A 19,168-nucleotide genomic window follows, 5' to 3' on the forward strand; every position below is an offset into this window, starting at 1 on the left:
TTTCATCATTTCACACAAACCACCTTCCGCATATGCACATCTTCCAAGGATTCCTGACCCTATTGGCAACTACAGCACTTCTCTGCCAGGCGGAACTTGCATCTTTCCCCGACGCACTCGAAACAGGCAAGAAGGAAAATAAAAACATCGTTGTCGTCTGGAACGGTTCCGATTGGTCCAAACTGGCTCCGAAAGTCGTCGAAGAAGTAGAAAAAAAGTCTAAAACCACAACGACCGATGCCGTTTGGGCCGTTTACGACGACAAAGGCACCATGACTCCGGAAGAACAGGAAGCCGACAAAAAGAGCAGGCCTCCCGTCAATGTCTGGAACATTCCATCCATCCAGGTATACACACCGGATAAACAGCTTCTCTTCTCATCGGATGGAGTTAACCTGAAAAACCTGCAAAACGTTCTCTCCAATATTCCGAAAGCCATTAAAAATGGTAAGGAGGCAGAAGAATTGTTCAAGAAGGCGGAAGAAAGCAAATCTCCCGATGAAGCCCTCGCTTTATACGACAAAGGATTGAGCCTTTTCCCGCGCTCCGTCGCCAAAACGCGCCGCGATATACTGGATAAAATCCGCAATCTGGACAAAGACGATACCAAGGGATTCCGCTTCAAGCATGAAAGCAGTTTCCTCGGTTTTATCGAAAAAGTCTGCCACCTCGTCTTTGATGAGAAAAAGCCGGAAGAAGCCAAAAAGCTCATCGAACAACGTTTATCCATTCCCGGACTTACCCCGGAAGAGCGCCAAAAAATCATGGCCGGCTACTTCGTCCTCGCCCGAGGAGACAATAACAATAAACAAGCCATGCTCTCCTCCCTCCAGAATATCGTCAAGGTCGATCCCAAAACGGATATGGGACGCGGAGCCATGGCATACTACAACTATTTTGCCAAACCCGTCATCATGAAGAACAACCGACTAAATGGCAAATTGTTGCGACCGGAGTTCTCTCCTCTTGTACTCAATGTCCGCGACAAAGTCAAAGTCGCCGGAACATACCGCATCGAATGCAAAGTCAAGCGGGGAGGGGCTGATTTCCGTAACGCCCGGTTCATGTCCGGCAATCGCGTTCTGGCCGAAATCACCTCCGAACAAAAGGACAAGAACCGGAGAGACTTCATGTTGACGCTGGCAGATCATAACGTTCCCTCGAACATCACACTCGTCATCGACACGAAAGGTTCCGGCTGGTTTGACCTTGATGGGGAAATCATCATCACCCAGCTTTTCTGAGTTCTCCCTATCTTCCTGCGCCGTTTCCACTTCCGGCATCAATCCATGATTTCCGTCCTTCCATCCGACACCATCGCACCGGAAAAAATCCTTGCAGAAATGGCCGGAGCATATTACAGGAATTCACCGGAATGCCTGGCTTTGTACCCCATTACCCAGGGAGCTTCCGGGAGGACAATTGTCCGCATCGTCCCACCGGAAGGTCAGACACCCTGCATCGGCATTCACTGGACGGGAGTTCGCCCCGACAACGCAGCGTTCATCACAGCAGCCCGTTTCTTGAAATCGCATGGTCTGAGAGTACCGGCCCTGCTGACCGCTACAGAACAACCCACGGGTTCCGGAGCCGCCTTGGCGGAAGATCTGGGCGATCAAAACCTACTGGGACTCAAATCCGCCCATTGGGCAACAAAATCGGCCGCTTATGGTTCAGCCATGGAACAGGTTCATCTCCTGCACAGTCTGGATGCAGCCGCAGTCCCTACCCTCCAGCAGCCCTTCGATGCATCTCTCTACCTTTGGGAACAGGAATACTTTGCCGAACATGTCATCGCCTCCATGTGCGGACAAAATCCCTCTTTCTTTCTCGAGAACCCGGCCAGACGTCAATTAGCCGAAGACCTGGCCTCCCTCCCCCGCTGTTTGATCCATCGCGATTTCCAGTCGCAGAATATTCACATCATCCATGGCAAGGCCTGGCTCATCGACTTTCAAGGAATGCGGTATGGCTTGGCGGAATACGACCTTGCTTCCCTCATTTACGATCCCTACGCCGGACTTTCCGCAAACGAGAGGGATATCCTTCTCTCGCACTGGGAACGCATCACGGGCGCCTCAGTCAACCGAACTCTTCTCCAACTGTGCGCCTTGCAAAGAATCATGCAAGCCACGGCAGCCTTCGCCCGTTACGGTCTCGCCGGACACCCATGGTATGCGGCCCAGTTAAAGCCAGCTCTTGACATTCTCAGGGAACTCTCCCAATCTTCGCCGCTGGAGCACCTGCTTGTCCCGGCCATTCACTCAGCATACGACCATCTGCCTTCATGCTAAGTTTCCGTTCATTTATTTATCTGGCTATCTTCCACGTAGCCATCGGCATCAGCCTCCTGGCCGGGTACTTCTCGGATTCCATGCATGCATGGATGTACCAGGCTCCCATCCAATGGATGTATGGAGGAGATTACATCAATCTGCGCATGGATGGCCTCGATAAGCAGGGTAATTACAAGGCAACCCCGTTCGACTACGACACCCCGCCTGAAGTCCCTGTCGTCACCCTCTACAAGGATGCCGTCGCCGACACCTTTGCGAGTTACCCCCCCGCCCCCATGGACATGGCAGTGCTCTTTTACCAGCTTCATTGCCAGGGAGTCGGCAAACTTGCGCTAATGAGTCCTCTTTACTGGGAACAAAACCCGGACGTCTTTGTCAAAGACGCCGTCATGCATGAGCTGGCGTCGTACAAGACCCTGGCAGTCGGTCGGGCACTTACCCTGTCCGCCCGGGAAGAAGCTCTGCCCGAGAATTGGAAATCACTCATTATCAAGCCCGGACAAATAGCCGGATCCACCAGTCAGCTACCACCGGCCAACAAACTCGTCGGAGAAACTCCTCAGCTTCCGATCCAGAAATGGAGCGTACCCTCGGTCATTGAAAACGATGCCCTGTTCCGAGAAATGGGGGCAGGAGGCAAGTCATCCCCGTTGTTTGTCCGCTGGGGAGAAGCCGTTCTCCCCACTCTGCCTCTAATGGCGGCCCTGGATGTCTTGAACCTGAAGCTGGAAGACATCCATGTCCACCTGGGAGGGCAACTTCGTTTAGGCGACAAAAAGAACATTCCTATCGACACGGCAGGCCGCATCCGCCTCAGACCGGATACCAATGGCATTCCGATCAGCCTGGCCGATATCATCACCATTGACGGACTCCCCCGGAATTCCCTCACCATGGAGAAAACAGCAGTCTCCAAACTCCTCAAGAAAGCGGCCTGTACCCTCGTGGAAGAACCGTCAACCATTGCAACCGGCCCCTCGAAAGAAGCCCTCCTTTCCGCCCAGACCATTCGTAATCTCCTCTCCGGCATCACGGAACAGCCACCGCTGCTCTTCCCACAATCCAGTCAATTAACACAATGGATCCTGCTGATTGATATTCTCATTATCGCCATTTTCGCCCTGCATTTTTCCGGTCCCATCAGGAAAACCCTTCTCGGGATTTCCATTGCCATTCCGATTTTGGCAGCCATCATTTTGTTCCTGCACGATTATGAATGGTTTCCCTTCATTCCTGCTACCATCGCCTGCCTGTTCGTCGCCGCCTGCTCTTTCTTCGTGAAACCGGCTATCGTCCCGCATCCAGCAGGCGCGGTTTCGCCTTCGGAAAATGCCGAGCCGGATGAACAGGAAGAGAACGCTCCGGAAATGCCCATGGAGGAACCGGAGTTCCACGAACCGGAAGAAATCCCCATTCCCCATCGTTCCCAAGAAGAAAAAGAGGATCAGGGCAACAAGACAAAACGCTGACTTCCACCACTTCCAGACATCTTCTCTCCATGTCACATCCCTCCTTCCACAAAGTTCTCTTCGTCTGTACGGGCAACACATGCAGAAGTCCCATGGCAGAAGGACTATTCCGCATAAAAACCGCAAAGTATCCCGAATGGACCGCCGCTTCGGCCGGATTAGCCGCTTGCGACGGGGCTCCAGTCAGCCGGGAAACACGACAGATTCTCCTCGAACGCGCCCCATGGCTCACCATCCCTTCCAGCCGTAAAATAACGGAATCCATGCTTCGTGAGTCCACAGACATCCTTTGCCTTACCCGGGAACATCTCGTCATCCTGGGACACCATTTCCCCGAATATATCCATAAAATGCACCTTGTCACCGCCTGGGCGGACAACAAAGACATCCCCGATCCCATCGGAAGGGGGGCGGCGGCCTACAGGCAGGTAGGAGATATGCTTGATCGGGCTCTTGATGCTCTCATTGCCCACTGGGCAGATTGCTGAACGGAGATTAAGGTTCTCTCTCGAACGTTTCCCCGGAAGAAGTGAAAATAATCCACTCTTCCCGCATTTCCCCCTTGCTTCCACAGGAGCATATCTCTAATATCTTACACTATGAAATTCGGCCCATGCCTTCTTGCGCTTTGCCTCCTCACTTCCGGGTTCGTCCATGCCGAAGGCCTGTCGGAAGAGGATAAGCAAAAACTCCTTGATACTCTGGAAAATATTCTCCAGGGGAATGAATCCGCCGAAGACAAAAATGTCCGAGAGGCGTTGAAAGTACTCGCCGCTGCCGCCATAGATGAAAACGCAGCATCCGACCTCTACGAAAAATCCTACAAGAAAATCAACTTCGAGGACAAAGAGAGGAAAGACAAAGACTGGAGAGAATGGAAGGACAAAAACAAAGACCGGCTTACCAGTTCCGCTTTCAAGCGCATTCTGAAATACCAGTGCCAATGGGCCGTTCTCACCCTTCAGGCAGCTAAAAACAAATCCGAGAACCCCGACTTCTCCCAATATTCCAGCCAGGCATTGAGCATGCTCAATACAATTGCTGCAGACTATAAGGATTTGAAGAAATTCCGGGGAGACATGCAGGGCAGTATCCTGAGCGGTCCCGTTGGACGTGTTTTAAAGGTCAACGGTATCCAGGCAGCCAGATGGCCCACGTCCATTTTCGACGTCAATGCAGTCTTTGAACAGATCATTTTTCCGCAATACCGTAATGCCGCCAACATCTCGGGATTGAGAAGTGCATGGAACAAGAGGATCTCACTCGAACTGGCCTTCTCCAACACCAAAGAGGAAGAAGCAGCAACCTTCCTGGGGATTGGAGATGACAAAAGGAAGAAAACAACCGGTTCCAAGCATACCCAGGGAGGTACTCCGGCCAAAAACGACATCGCCGAAGCATCCATGAAAGCTATCAATTCACTGAGATGGAACTGCGAAGTGGATTGTTACAAAATAGGCGACGAAGCAACAGCCAGCTCCAATATGCTTTCCATGATCCGGGCAATCAAAGATACACGGGAACAGAATAATAAAATCCAAGAACTGACTGCTATCCTTTCCGGAGAAAATACAGATGGAGAAACCGATTCTTTAGCCATGACCTCCGGCAATTCTTCCTCTGCTTCAGTGCCTTCAACGCCACCTGTCCCCCGGCAGATACCGAAGCATGACGATTCCGATTTCGTTTACGACGGTCCTCTTCCACCCAGAAATGCACCTTCGTCCGAAACCTCCAAAAATGCGGGCAAGCCATCTGCTCCGAAGGTGGTGGAAATCACCGATGAAGTTTCGGAGGCTCCGGCTCCCGCCCAGCAGCCCAAGCCCCCGGTCGAAATCACTGGCCAGGAGACCAAGCAGGACGATCCAGGAAAATCCGGAGCTACCCCACCCAAAAAGGCCGACGACGACTTCTTCGGAGACTGATCAATTTTCTCTCAACAGCGCCAACACTACTACCGGCGAACCGGGCTGCACCTCATCATGGGAGGCAGTCCGGTTTTTTCTGATCCCAATCCTCGGACAATGATATGCTTTCAACGCAAATCGACCCAGATGGCGCGATGGTCGCTTGCCTCCGCAGATTCCGGGATATCGACAATCCCCAGGGAACCGGAACGCCCCATTCGTTTCTTCTGGACCTTGTTGATCAGGATATGATCATAGGCATGGTAACTATCACCTTCGTCATGGAATATCGTCCATGACGTCCCTCGGGAATCGACGGGTTTCAAAAGCTGCATGCCGGACGGACTGTTTTGAGACCCGCGGACCAGATAAACAGCTGCTTCCGCCGTGCCGTCGTTGAAATCCCCGGCAACGACAACCGGTTCATCCGAATCACCCTTCATGATCGAGTCAAGATACAGGCGCAAAGCCATCGCCTCTCTCCGGCGTAACGCCAAAGCCCTGTCGTCTTCATTAAATTTTGATTTGAGATGTACTTCCAAAATCCGGAATTCCCGCCCATCATCCACTCGAACCACCACATCCAGAATTCCGCGGAGCATCATGCCTCCCGTACCGCCGCCGCCAGGCAACGGCACGTCACGCCGGGAATCATTCTTCGTGATGGGATAGACAGACAACACCCCCAGGCCGCGCGGTTCGCCGGGACGTTCCAGAACAACAGCATACGGGTATTCCCTGCCCCGGGCCTCCAGGCGTTTTTTCAAATCCTCCAAAGCATGACTTCCGCCGATTTCGCACAATCCCACAATATCCGGTTCCGCAGAAGCAATCACGGATGCAACGGCATCCCGGGCAACATCCGGTTTCTCGGAAATCTTATACCGGCTTCTTACCGGTTCCCCGGCTACAAAGTAATTCTGAACATTCATGTGAAGGAAGCGGACGGGGCTGTTTTTTCCCGCCACCGCCTTTCGCGATGAATGCCCGGATCCGTTCCTTCGCACCGGAGTTGTTTTGGGAGAATCCTCCCGGAGCACACCTGAAACAGGCGGAGTCTCTTCCGTCCAGCCGGAACTGCTGTCTTCCAGGTAGAACGGAAGAACAATCAAGGCAAGAATCAGAAAGACAATCGTAGACAAGTCCGCCCGGAGTTTCCTCCGTCGACCCGGTTTCTTGCGGTGGTTTGGGGACAACATCATCTCATCAGCTCTCAGGACTCCAGAATCCCTTCCTTCCCCCAGTTCTACAGATTCGGAAGAAACAACACAACCCCATTCACGGCAGTATGACCGCCATCCTTCCAGATTGACATTGCAGACAGAGCAACTTTTGCCCATATATAGGGCAGATTATCCCAGCGAAAGCTCTTTTATGTCTTATTCCCTGCTTACTTCATGTTTTCTTGCGGCTTCCGCAGTCACTCCGGTCATAGCTTCCGCAGCCGCCGTTCCCGCCTCCGTCTCTGCACTCATTGCCCGCACAACACCGCAATTGGTCAAGCAATTCAAGTTACAAATCGATCCTTCCATGAATGGATTCAGAATCACTCCATCCACCGGAGGATTCGTTTCCATCACCGCCGGCAATGTCAACGAACTGACTGCCGGATACGGCTACTACCTCCGTCATGTCCTCGGAGTCCACTGGTCGTGGAACGGCAACAGGATGGACATCCCGAACAAGGCCATTATGCCACAAACCCCCATCGAGGTCAAAAGCCCGTGGAAATGGCGCTACGCTTACAATTACTGCACGCTCTCCTACACCATGGGCTTCTGGGGGCCGAAGGAATGGCAGGCGGAAATCGACCGAATGGCTCTCAACGGCGTCAATATAGCTCTCGTCCAGGCCGGACTGGAAAAAGTTTGGCAGCTCACTCTGCGCGATCTAGGCTATCCTGAGGATAAAATCAGAGCTTTCATCCCGAATCCGTCCGCAGCCGCCTGGTGGAATATGGGCAATCTGGAAGGCATGAGCGGCCCCATCAGCCAGGATGTCATTGATCGTGAGGCCCAGCTCGGCAAAGCTATCGTCTCCGCCATGGAATCCTATGGAATGACGCCCGTATTGCAAGGCTTTGTCGGACTCGTCCCCCACGACCTGGAGCAGTACCTCCATGGGAAAGACGCTCATTATATTCCCCAGGGAGAATGGTGCGGACAGACGCGTCCCATCGTTCTCGACCCCACTTGCCCGGCATTCGCCAAAGTTGCCTCCATCTGGTACAAAAACCTGCAAAAAGTGTACGGTATCTCCCCCAAAGCCCTGGGTGGAGACCTCTTCCACGAAGGAGGCAATTCCGGTGGAGTTGACATTCAAAATGCCGCGACAGCCGTCCAGAAAAGCATGCATGCCTCCTGCCCGCAAAGTATCTGGCTCCTCCAGGCATGGGGTGGCAATCCCCGCAAGGAACTGATGGATGGCCTGAATCAAAAATACGTCCTCGTTCTTGCGCTGGACCGCGATATGAGCTCCCCTTTCCGGGAAGGTTCCACCAATGCCTACAAGAATGCACCGTGGATATGGACGGAACTTCTCAACTTCGGTGGCAATCACGGACTTTACGGCAGCCTGAAAAAAATCGCATCTCTCGGCGCCATGCAGCAGTTTGCCAACAAGGATAACCTGCAAGGGCTCGGCCTAATCTCGGAAGGCGTCGAAACCAACCCGATGTACTACGAGTTCTTCTTCCAACGCTTGTGGTCCCCCAAAGAACAAGTGCAGACAGCCGATGAAATTTCCTCATGGATGAAGACCTATGCCCAAAACCGTTACGGCAGCGCTCCGGAGCCTGTCCTGAAAGGGCTGCAACTTCTGGAACGTTCCGTCTATTCCCCCCAGCGCATGCAGGAAGGTTGTACGGAATCAATCCTTTGCGCCCGCCCCGGCCGCAATGTTCAAAAAGCTTCGACATGGTCTTCGGGACAGATCTATTACAATACGGAAGACGTTATCAACGCCGCGGCCGCCTATCTGCAGGCGGCCAGAGAAAATCCCGAACTCCTGCGCCAGGAAACCTTCCGCTACGATCTCGTCGATATTCTCCGCCAAATGATTTCCGATATGGCAAGACCTCTGCTGGCAGAAGCCATGCAGGCTTATGACTCCGGCGACAAAAAAGAATTTGAAGCCAAAGCTTCTCTCTTCCTGGATTTGATCAACAACACGGATCAACTCCTCGGTACTTACCCGCAGTGGCGATTCGGGCAAATGTACGAACGAGCCATCGCCAAAGGCCGGACACCGGAAGAAAAAAACAATATGGCTATGGCATGCAAACGCCTCGTCACAACCTGGAGCGGTCACATCGACGGGCTCAACGACTATTCCCATCGCCAGCTGGCAGGCTTGATGAAGGATTTCTACGGAAAACGGTGGCAACTCTTCTTCGATTCCTATCGCCAGGGGTTGGAAGGCAAACTGGACAAAAAGGCCGTGGACGGCGATTTCAGAACCCGCGACCACGAATTCGAGCTCGGATGGGAAAAACAGCCCGCATCCTACTCCTCCAAACCGAAAGGAAATCTGGCTCAAATAGCTCAACAGGTTTTCGACAAATTCGAAAAACCCGCCCGTCGACTTGCCAAAAGCTACTCCAAACTCCACAATGCGCCCAAATGGACATTGAAAGACGGAGCCACGACTCTGACATTCGATGTCTCGGACATCATCACCGCTCCGGGAACTTACAAAGCGACATTCCTGTGGAAAAGCGGTAACAGCGCTCTCGAAATCAGCAAAGTTACCCTGTACGAAGGCAGCAAGATCGTTGCCGTAGACGAACATCCGGGATGGACCGGGATCGAAAACAAGCGGAATACTTACACCCTGCCTGTTGAAAAACTGAGAACCAACCTCGATTCGTACACCATCAAAGCCGAGGTCAAAGGAGCCAGCGGCACGGATTCTTCCGGGGTCTTCATCTTCGACAACTAACCCGCCACCATCCTCAATATCAGGGGCCGTCCTTCCACCCGGAAAGACGGCCCCCTTTCTTGCGACTTCTCTTTTGCTTCTTCTTATCAGAAGTTATACCGGTAGCCTAAGCTGCCGTTCGCGGAAGTGGCCCCGCTGCGGATATCCGCATTGGCTTCCACAAAAATCGTTCCATTAGTGCCTGTCGGCAAGCTGAGTCCGGCCCCGACCTGTAAGCCGGTCTTTCCGATGTCGGCCCCCTTCACGGTACGTCCATATCCCGGATTACCCAGGAAGGAGACATCGGATTCTCCACGGTCGTCACCTATGTCCTGGGCCACCTGCACACGGAGTTCACCCAACGTTTCACGGCCGAACACGTTGCTGCCAATCAACCCCAATAGGCGGGAACCGACGGCAATAGTTGCCGTAGTCCATTTCATGTCCCCTACTTTCAATCCGGCGTTACCGGCACCGGATTCCTCGTAGGCATCAATGCCGGCGTGTGCGACACTCACATTGACCAGGGGCTGAAGGAGGGATGAGTGATTCTCATCTAAAGCGATGTCGTATGTCACCTCGTACATGGCCCCCCAGCTGCTGCCGTTCGTATCGCCAGACCCTTCGTAGGAATCTGCTCCGAAACGGACGCTTCGGGTAACCGAGATATCATTTTGACCGCAGGTAGCCATGAAGTTGTGTCCCCAGTTCTTGTGCTGATAGCGGGCGAACAGGTTGACATAGAAACTATCCAGATTTCCGGTAAGGGAGTCCGCTCCCGTGGAATCCAGGTCTCCATAGGATGCCGTAAAGGCTGCTCCAAACGTCAGCTCTCCGGAGACGCTGACATCCACGCCAGCCGTTCCTCCCCAGGTATTGAGCTGGTACCCGGCAAAATCCCCATCACCATTAAGCGTGTTATAAGAGCCGTTGCCTTGGATCCATGCATTGAATAGGGGGAGTTCCCCCTCGTAATTGTAATCCGGATTCAGTCCCATGGTCGTCATCCTGTTGCGGATAAGCATCTGCTGGTATCGGAAGTCCGCCATCTGCGCCGCGTTCATGGACGTAACAGTACTGCCTGCAGAAGCAGCCATGGAGCGGCTGGCCGAGGTGCCATTGCCGGCTTTAATATCATCCATAATGGAGGAGAGCAGATTGTCCAGATTGGAGCCTCCCGCCTGAATGCCCGCGAACCAAAGCATGTTGGCTCCGGCCAGGGCCGTGTCGCTCTTGGCATATTGCTCCAGAGTATTGACCTTGTTGAATACCGGAGTTGCCATCAGGGACTTGCCGTCGGCTCCGACATGGATATTGGCGGACGAGTAGAAAAGGGAAATGCTCTTTTCCAACGTTACCTTCCAATCGGAAAAACCTGTTCCAGCCAGTAGAGCCTCACCTCCGGCGTTGATCAATCCTTCTCCGGCCATCATGACCACAAGGTCATCCGCTGTAGCAATACTGCCTGATCCGTTATTGACAAGGTTGACAGTCATGCTGTTCGGCAAAGTAATCGTACCCGTTGCCGCAACGCCGCCTTTCTCATTGGGAACAATCGTGCTCAGGGAAGAACCTTCTTCAAATACGGCATTGCCATCCACAAACAGAGAGACGGGAGCATATTGCCTGTCGGCATCGGCATCACCCAGAGTCAGGACGCCATGATTCCGGACGACAAGTCCGGTTGCCTTGGTATCCGTACGAAGGAGGAGTTCCGCATGTCCGTCATCCAGAGGGCCGACACTTAACCTGTCAAATGCCGGCATGCTTTCAGTGACGTTCTTTCGATTGATTTCCATCACTCCATTGCGGGTATCAAGGCTCAGTCCCTTGGCGGAAACGCGCAGGATTTGCCGACTCCCGCCTGTCTTGACGATACTGCCCAAGCTGTCGGCATCCAGGGTTCCGGTAAATTCGGCATCCTTGTCTCCTGCAAGCGTCACGACGGATTCATTGGAAATTGACAAGGTATTGTCACCGTCAAGCCCGGATATTGAAATATCCGAATCGGCACGAAGAGTCCAATTCCGGCCCAGCTCAAAGATAATGCCGGCATCGATAGACGAACCGCCCGATACGGTCAGAGAACTGCCATTGGCAAGGATCAAAGAACCACTGCCGGAAATGGATGTCCCGGAACCGATCACATTGCTGCCGGCTTCATCGTGCAGGATGATATCGGCCTGGTGGAGGGAAATCTTCCCATTGCCGGTCAATCGGAGACTGCCGGAATCCAGATTACCGCCCAAAACAAGCCAAGCATCGCGACCGACCTCTGTTGTCCCCGTCACGCTCGCCGCGCCTCCTATTGAGAGGGAAACCGGTTTGCCGGACATGGACGACGCAACCGTCAATTCATCCGTGGAAAATAAACCGCCTATAGAAAGTTTCCCTTCCCGAATATCGACGGCCCCTCCATTGGCAGAGACATTGCCTCCAATGGCAAGGGAATTGCCTCCCGTTTTGACGATACTGCCAGAACCGGTTATACTGCCTGCATAGCTCGTATCAAGCCCGTCATTGCTTAATACGACGGTAATAGAGGAATCGGCCCCCAAATCAATCCATGCCTCCGTCGCCCAGGAATCGCTCTGCAGTTTTTTGAAGACAATTTCCTGATCAGGTTTGATCCTTATATGGAGTTTGCCATTCACAAACAAGGAAGGATACCGTTCCAGAGAAATAGGGTTTTTGATGGTCTTTTCTTCGTCGGAAAGGACGGAAAAGGGAGTATCAACCGTGCGGCCGTCGATGGAAACGTAGCCGCCGCTCACCTCGAGAAGGTCGTATCCCAGATCGGCAAGATAAGGGGTAAAGGCAATGTTATCCGTATCTTCGGCAACCGCTCCGGCCAGGGTACCGTTCGTAACAAGAACCTTGTACTCATCGCGGTGATCCTTGAGGAAAGACTCAATCGAGACTACATCCAGAGTCAACCGGTCTAGTGTCAGCGTACTGTCGGTCTGGTTGAACTCAACGGCAGCCGTCCCGGAATGGGATATACTATCCATATTCTCCTCACCAATACCAATGGTTGCCGATCCGAGGGAGATATTTCCGTTGATGTTGGAAATGATGCCCGCCGAACTCGTCAGGCTCTTGATCATGCTGCCGTCAATGCCTCCCATGTCCACATGCCCGGTCGCGTCGATATGGAGGTTGGTTGCGTGCCCGGCATTGGCAAGGATACCATGCACCATGGTAATGGCATTGCTATAGGCCTGATCGCCAAGATCCAGCGTTCCTCCTCCGGACACAGATACATGACCCGTATAATCTCCGGGAGAAGCCGTATGGATAGAGAGAACGCCGCTGCCGCCATGGACAAGGTTCAGACTGCCGGAGATTTGGGACAGATCCAGTGACTGGGAATTCAATACGGTCAATTCTCCGTTTCCGGTCATCGCTCCAGCCCAGGAGGCGCCATCGGCAAGCACAGCACGGGTATCCACCGTGAGTGTTCCGGACGAAGTACAGGCTCCTGTCAGAGTGAGAACTCCATTCCCGGCCTGGCGCAAGGCAGCAGTACCCGAGACAATGGATCCCAAGCTGGCATCATTGGAGTAGTCCAACACAAAGGCGCCATCTCCGTACAGACTCGCGGCCCGGGTCAGGAATCCATCTTCCGTCAATGCGGCATCATGACCATCGCCCAAGAGGATCATACATCCCGTTCCGGAGGCAATGGAACCATTGAAACGGCTGATGTCTCCCGCCAATGCCAACTGGTTGATTCCTCCGTCCGCAGCAAAAAATACGGATCCGGTTCCGCTCAGGCTTCCTGTCAATTTGTAACTCTGACCGCTATTACCGTCAAAGGCAACCCCGCCGGGCTGAATGAGCATATCCGCTCCGATTACTATTTCACCAGAACCTTCCACATAAAGGTTGGAGCCATCGACTTCGATGCCGGACACGTGATCAAACAGGCTTGTATTGCTGAATTGATAACGGTTGTTCCGCGTCAGGGGATCCTGTCCGATGAGGACGAGTTTACCGGAAAAGCCACTGTAATCACCGGCAAAAACCGTACTCCTGCTACTCCCTGTATTCCGGGATTCGAGCATCAACGTCCCGCTTCCCGATACGGCCCCCGATAAAGTGCCTGCTCCATCCACGGAAATCTTGAGCGTTCCTGCTCCGATGGTAAGTCCGGAAGACAAACTCCCGGTCACGGCAATATTAAGCTGCCCGGCGGATTGTCCTTCTTCAAGACCGTTATTGAGTATCAAATCCCTGCCGATCGCATTCCATGCGGCGGACCAGGATACGCTATGCGGAGATGTCCCGTTCTGAAGGACATGCACCCGGACGGCATCCGTGGACATATCAAGGTCAATCAAGGACGATGTATCTTGAGCGGATCCCGCCGAATAGACTAACGTACCTCCCTGGAACGCCAGCTTATTGCCGGATGTCAGGATTTCTCCCGCCCGGTCAAGTACCAGGTTTCCATCGTGAAGGGCAACGCCCCCCGTTCCCAGGCCTCCCACAGATTGAAGCACGATGGCCCCTCCCTCCAGCGTCGTACCGCCGGAAAAGGTATTGGCCTGACCCTGATTGATCGTCAATGTTGAGCTGCCACTCTTTCGCAGAGTCGTCACGTGATCAGGGTGGTCACCGATGGCTCCGGCGCCCTGCCAGGTATAGTCCGTTCCGTCCGATGAAACGGCGATGCTCGCCGGGTTGACAACCAGTTTGCCTTCACTGCCAATGGTAATCACCGAGTGGCTTGATTCCATATCGGTAAACGTGACAGCCTTGTTATTGACGTATTCAATACTGCCATCCATCCAGCCTGTCGTACCGTTGGACCAGGTACCGTTGCCCGTTATCTCATCGCCCACCCAGACGACGGACGTCAGCCCCATGATGGAGAGATAGAGTTTTCCATCGATATTCTGGAACGAATAGAAACGCGCAATATCGGGGGCAAGCTGCGTCTTCCAGGATATGCTGTCCGTCGACAAATTGTTCCCCGCATTGGAAAGGATCACATACTTGCCATCCACATCCGGGATGAGCTTCCCACCGGAGTTATCGATCGTCAGGGAAAACGTACCGGGATCAGTCGTCAAATTGCCGCTGACAGTCAGAGCCGCAAATCCGGAAGCCAATGCCGTGGAATCCACAATCAGCCCCCCGGTTCCGAGCGCAAGATCTCCGGAAATCACTTGCCCGCCGGAACTGATATACAGATTGCCTCCTCCCGTTGTCAGCGATCCCCCGAAATTCCTGGAGGCAGATCCGAGCGTTACATGGGCATTGTTCACGTTCAACGACCCCGTGAAAGCGGTATTGTCACCAGTAAGTTCCAATTGGCTGGTCATGGCGCTGCCTTCCGCCGGAGCCTTGAGAGTAATGTCCAACACGCCTCCACCGGACAGGCCCCCTTCCATCTTCAGGGCATTGCCGGCCGTAATTTCCGTCGTGTTAGTACCGTCCGTCGTGATGGAGATCATTCCTCCCAATGTAGCAATTCCATTGCCCATCATCTTGAGGGAGGCCTTGCCGCCAAATGCCCGCAGAGTCACGTTGTTATTGATTCTGTAGACCGTAGTCTCGGTAGTCGTTGCGGACAGAGTTACGGGAGTGGGGCTTGTATCGGCAGTCTCCCAGTCGGCCACAGTTCTGTCGATGCCGATCGTGACATCACCCGTCCCCCAGGGAGTCAGGATGCCGCTTCCCGGTACTGCACCTGAATAGGTCAAGTTGGTTGCATCCCCCCCTCCTTCCGAAGTACCAATATAGGTATTGCCCACGTATGTATTGTTTAAGGGCAAGGTCAGAATGTTGGACCAGCCGCTCATATTGTTTACCTGCAAATTACCCTGGCCGGAAATGGCTTTGCCAACCGTTGTCCCGCCACTGACTGTTCCGTCAATATTGGCGATTCCATCCGTTCCGGTATTGAGTTGAATGCCCATTCCAAACGTCGTTCCCCAATAATTGCCATTCCAAAGGATAAGCCTGGATCCGGCACCCATGGTCAGTTTGCCATTCACATTGCCAATCGATTCTCCCGCATCCCCAAGTTTCAATGTGGCACCGGGACCACTAAGATTGATATTGAAGGAACCGGAAGAAACATTTCCCTTCAACACAAGTTCTCCTTCACGAACATCAAAATTCAGATTTTGGGAATTGCTGAATGTCCTTGAGTCTATCGTCAACGAACCGCTGCCCGTCTTGGCAATATTGCCGGAAAGAACGACCGTATTGGAAATCGTTGTTGCAGCATTGGTGTTCAGGATAATGGTGCCGTCTCCCGTGCTGGTCAACTTGCCGGAGTAGGCTGTTTCATTGAGGACCAGGGAACCGTCCCCCGACTTGACCAGGTTTCTATCAGCCAGGGATGCATTGCCGGAAGCCCAGGAAAAACTGTTGTTTCCGTCGACGACGATCTTTACGTCCACCCCTTCAATGGTTGAAACGGCAACATTGTCGACACCAAGGACAAGCGATCCCCCGTTGAATTTCAATGTTCCGGTTCCCAACGCATTGACATGTCCGGCTACGAGAAAACCTTCTTTCAGATCAATCGTCCCGGACATTCCGGAATTGTCTGTAGCAAGAGTCACCGAGGAGGAACCTTTTTTGACGATGCCGAACGTTCCGCTCAGAGCCCCTGACGCACTTCCCTGAGTCAGGACATAGTGATCCTTCGAGTTGGAAAATTCAATGTAGCCGGGAGAAAGCTTTCCCTCCAGATTCACCGTCAGAGTCGTTCCCGTATCTCCAACCGTCAAATCCCGGAAGACAACGGAATTACCCGGATTGTAGGTTGAGGCCGTTCCCCCTCGATTTACCCAAATAGCTTCTCCTCCATCCTTCCAAACGCCGGAATCGGCCTTGTTCCAGTACAAAATCCCTTCCTTGGACGTTACGTTCAACACTAACTTTCCATCGCTTTTGGAAACCGCATAGGAATAATAGGGCGAGATTTCAACATCCAGATAGGCCGATGCCAACGCACCGTCTGACCAGGTGCCGAAAGTTCCAGTCGCCAGGATATATTCCCCGGAAAGATCGGCCACTCCACTACCATCGAAATTCACCAAAGAAAACTGCGAAGAGCCGGACGATGTCAACGTCCCTGTCACAGCCAGCAACGGAGTATCGGTTCCGGCAAGACCAACGAGAGCTCCGCAATCGACCGTAAAAACACCACCTTCATTGATATTGAGACCCATTGTCAAATTGGCGCTGCCGGACGTCCCGGCTCCGACTCCAATCCCCTTGCCCCCGGCCAAAGTCAGGGCGGCATCGGCAAAGGAATCTTCAGCCTTCAATGTGGCTCCACGGGAAATCGTACTGATCCCCGTCCCCAAGGCATCCATCGAGCTGATGGAGAGGATGCCGGACTTGACAACAGTCCCCCCGGAATGAGTGTTAGTACCCGTTAATACGAGAGAACCGGCCCCTTCTGTTGCAATTTTACCGACTCCGGACAAATTCCCCGAAATAGTGATTTTCTTTCCTTCGTTTCCCTTGGTATAGGCCAGCGTATCGTCATCAATCGTATAGCCGGTCGTATCGAATGTTACGGAACCGCCGATGTTGGCAGGAACGGACAAATCCCAATCAGCCGAAGCTCCAAGTGTACCTCCGTTTAAATTGACGGAAAGCGTTATCGCCGTATCACCGGAACCGCTCATTCGAATTCCGATGCCTCCCAGAATCATTGTACCACCGTCAAGAGTCAATGTGGACGATGTTGCTGCATTACGCACCATATTGATCCCCTCTGTCCCCAGGAATCCACCCTTTTGCACAAAAGCCCCCGTACCACTCTGAGCAACCGTCAGCTGTTTTTTTAGAAGAATATTCCCTTTTTCCTGAGTAAAAGTCGTCGTTTTCCCCCAATCGGACAATTGCATGGAAAAATCTGTTGAATCGTAGTTGCCCCCTCCCTTGACAAGCAAAGTGCCCCCTGTCATCAAAATCGTATTGGTCCCGGAACTGTTCATTCCAACATCGAATTTATCGTTAATCACAATCTTGGTATCATCTCCGGATATGGTCAGTTGCCCACGTGTCATATTCACCATGTTCGTAAGCTCCCAAATTCCACTCAATTCCATAGCGGTATTGTCGCTGGCAGCATTGAAATGAATACCCGAAATTGTCCCTTGGGAATCGGTCGCCCCATGTATGGAACCTCCTGTCACCAGCAGTTCTCCCATCGAAGCTCCATCTCCCAATCGAATAGTTCCCGACATGCCCGCCTTGAGAGTAAAATCTCCAAATCCTGCGGCATTCAGATTGAGCGTACCTTGATTCAAGCTCAAATTACCGAGAAGAAGTGCAGCATTATTGCCGAGAGTTAGCGTCGCGTTGGTAACACTCACAGAACCTGTAATTTTATTAACGTTCGAAAACGTTACATGTGTGGGGATATCGTCGGAACCACTGATGTACAGGCCTCCGGCCAAATTGATCATCGAGTCGGCATCAGCGGAGACAAACGTATACTCGCCTCCGGTTACCTTCATCAGAGACGGGGACAATACCCCTTCTATCGTAACCGTCCCTTCGTGACCGACATCAAACAGGGCAATTTTTCCATCGGAGAAACTCACCTCGGCTCCAGTATGATCAGCCCAGTTGGTTCCCGTCGAATTCCAGGAAGCGGTACCACCCATCCACGTCATCACCATCTCGGAGACTTCATTGCCGATCATCGTCGCATAGTCCACATAAAACCCGCCATCCGCTCCACGATACAGGTAGAATTTGTTCAAGGAACTTTCCGAGGCAGTCAAGGCAGTTGACGATGCCGTCAAGGCAATATCTCCATCCGTCAGGTTGAAGAAATTTTCCGTTCCGAGGGTTCCCCCCAGAGATACTTGATCAGCAACGGACCAAAGACGACGGGAATAGACGATATAATTGGAATCTCCATCCATGGAAACATCATTGACGGAATACTGACCGGCATTGTTTTTAAACCCTTCTTCACCATACCGGAGAAGTGTCGTATTATGAAACGTGTAGGTCATGTTTCCTCCGGTCTGGCTGGCATCCGAATGGATACTACCCAGCGTTCCCAGAGAAATATTCGCGGCCCCGCCATATCTCTTCCATCCCTGTTTGAAGACGAGCCCCTCGTAGGGTAGAACCGACATATTAAATACGGAATCGACACCATTCCCGGGCATATTCATGTCCCATACCAATTTGGAATTCTCCCCGATATCAATGCCAGTATTCGGTCCCTGTAATTTCTGAATCGTCCCTTTCAGATTGATTTTGGCTCCGTTAAGGACGGCTATTTTAAAATCCCATCCTTCCAAATCCAGATTTTCAAACGATAGCGATCCTTCTTTATTAAAGCGAACCGTTGATCCCCAATTACCGCTGCTTCTCCAGTTCGGGCCCATTTCTATATCCGCAGGAACCGCTCCATCCGCATAATTCCAATGGTTCTTGTCCTGCCATCCCGATGCTTCGGCGAATGTACCGTCGGCGTCGCCCTGCCACGTCCAAAAAGTCTCTTCGGCGGAATGCCCCTCAGAATGATAACAATAAAGGACAGCCGAGAGGAGTGTAAGAGGGAGTCGTAATTTCATATAAT

Annotated in this window: 8 protein-coding genes; 6 read left to right on the forward strand and 2 right to left on the reverse strand. The window is 52.7% G+C overall.

Annotated features, from left to right (window positions below; all coding sequences use genetic code 11):
- Positions 1-32: 32 nt before the first annotated feature.
- The 5 genes from QET93_RS10990 (at position 33) to QET93_RS11010 (ending at position 5,691) form a co-directional block, all read left to right on the forward strand.
- Positions 33-1,244, forward strand: a complete 1,212-nt coding sequence (locus QET93_RS10990) for a hypothetical protein (RefSeq protein WP_280132419.1) — start codon at positions 33-35, stop codon at positions 1,242-1,244.
- A gap of 45 nt (positions 1,245-1,289) precedes the next feature.
- Complete coding sequence (locus QET93_RS10995; RefSeq protein ID WP_280132418.1) at positions 1,290-2,294, forward strand: phosphotransferase; 1,005 nt, start codon at positions 1,290-1,292, stop codon at positions 2,292-2,294.
- On the forward strand, positions 2,288-3,766 hold the full coding sequence (locus tag QET93_RS11000) for a hypothetical protein (RefSeq protein ID WP_280132417.1): 1,479 nt from the start codon (positions 2,288-2,290) through the stop codon (positions 3,764-3,766). Before QET93_RS10995 ends, QET93_RS11000 begins: the two co-directional genes overlap by 7 nt.
- Before the next feature lie 29 nt (positions 3,767-3,795).
- Positions 3,796-4,254, forward strand: a complete 459-nt coding sequence (locus QET93_RS11005; RefSeq protein ID WP_280127184.1) for a hypothetical protein — start codon at positions 3,796-3,798, stop codon at positions 4,252-4,254.
- Between the two features lie 111 nt (positions 4,255-4,365).
- Positions 4,366-5,691, forward strand: coding sequence for a hypothetical protein (locus tag QET93_RS11010; RefSeq protein ID WP_280132416.1), 1,326 nt, complete (start codon positions 4,366-4,368; stop codon positions 5,689-5,691).
- 110 nt (positions 5,692-5,801) lie between these two features.
- Here QET93_RS11010 and QET93_RS11015 read toward each other — a convergent pair whose 3' ends face one another.
- Positions 5,802-6,875 (reverse strand): endonuclease/exonuclease/phosphatase family protein, encoded by a 1,074-nt coding sequence (locus QET93_RS11015; protein ID WP_322189987.1) that lies wholly within the window; start codon positions 6,873-6,875, stop codon positions 5,802-5,804.
- A 172-nt stretch (positions 6,876-7,047) separates the two neighbouring features.
- On the opposite strand from QET93_RS11015, the gene QET93_RS11020 reads away from it, so the two are divergent.
- Complete coding sequence (locus QET93_RS11020) at positions 7,048-9,612, forward strand: alpha-N-acetylglucosaminidase (protein ID WP_280132414.1); 2,565 nt, start codon at positions 7,048-7,050, stop codon at positions 9,610-9,612.
- Between the two features lie 86 nt (positions 9,613-9,698).
- Here QET93_RS11020 and QET93_RS11025 read toward each other — a convergent pair whose 3' ends face one another.
- Positions 9,699-19,163 (reverse strand): autotransporter-associated beta strand repeat-containing protein, encoded by a 9,465-nt coding sequence (locus QET93_RS11025; RefSeq protein WP_280132413.1) that lies wholly within the window; start codon positions 19,161-19,163, stop codon positions 9,699-9,701.
- Positions 19,164-19,168: the final 5 nt, after the last annotated feature.

This window comes from Akkermansia sp. N21116 (assembly GCF_029854705.2).
Classification (GTDB): Bacteria; Verrucomicrobiota; Verrucomicrobiia; order Verrucomicrobiales; family Akkermansiaceae; genus Akkermansia.

Coding starts and splice junctions, on each gene's coding strand:
- QET93_RS10990 (WP_280132419.1), top strand. CDS start 33: ATGCACATCTTCCAAGGATTCCTGACCCTATTGGCAACTACAGCACTT.
- QET93_RS10995 (WP_280132418.1), top strand. CDS start 1,290: ATGATTTCCGTCCTTCCATCCGACACCATCGCACCGGAAAAAATCCTT.
- QET93_RS11000 (WP_280132417.1), top strand. CDS start 2,288: ATGCTAAGTTTCCGTTCATTTATTTATCTGGCTATCTTCCACGTAGCC.
- QET93_RS11005 (WP_280127184.1), top strand. CDS start 3,796: ATGTCACATCCCTCCTTCCACAAAGTTCTCTTCGTCTGTACGGGCAAC.
- QET93_RS11010 (WP_280132416.1), top strand. CDS start 4,366: ATGAAATTCGGCCCATGCCTTCTTGCGCTTTGCCTCCTCACTTCCGGG.
- QET93_RS11015 (WP_322189987.1), bottom strand. CDS start 6,875: ATGATGTTGTCCCCAAACCACCGCAAGAAACCGGGTCGACGGAGGAAA.
- QET93_RS11020 (WP_280132414.1), top strand. CDS start 7,048: ATGTCTTATTCCCTGCTTACTTCATGTTTTCTTGCGGCTTCCGCAGTC.
- QET93_RS11025 (WP_280132413.1), bottom strand. CDS start 19,163: ATGAAATTACGACTCCCTCTTACACTCCTCTCGGCTGTCCTTTATTGT.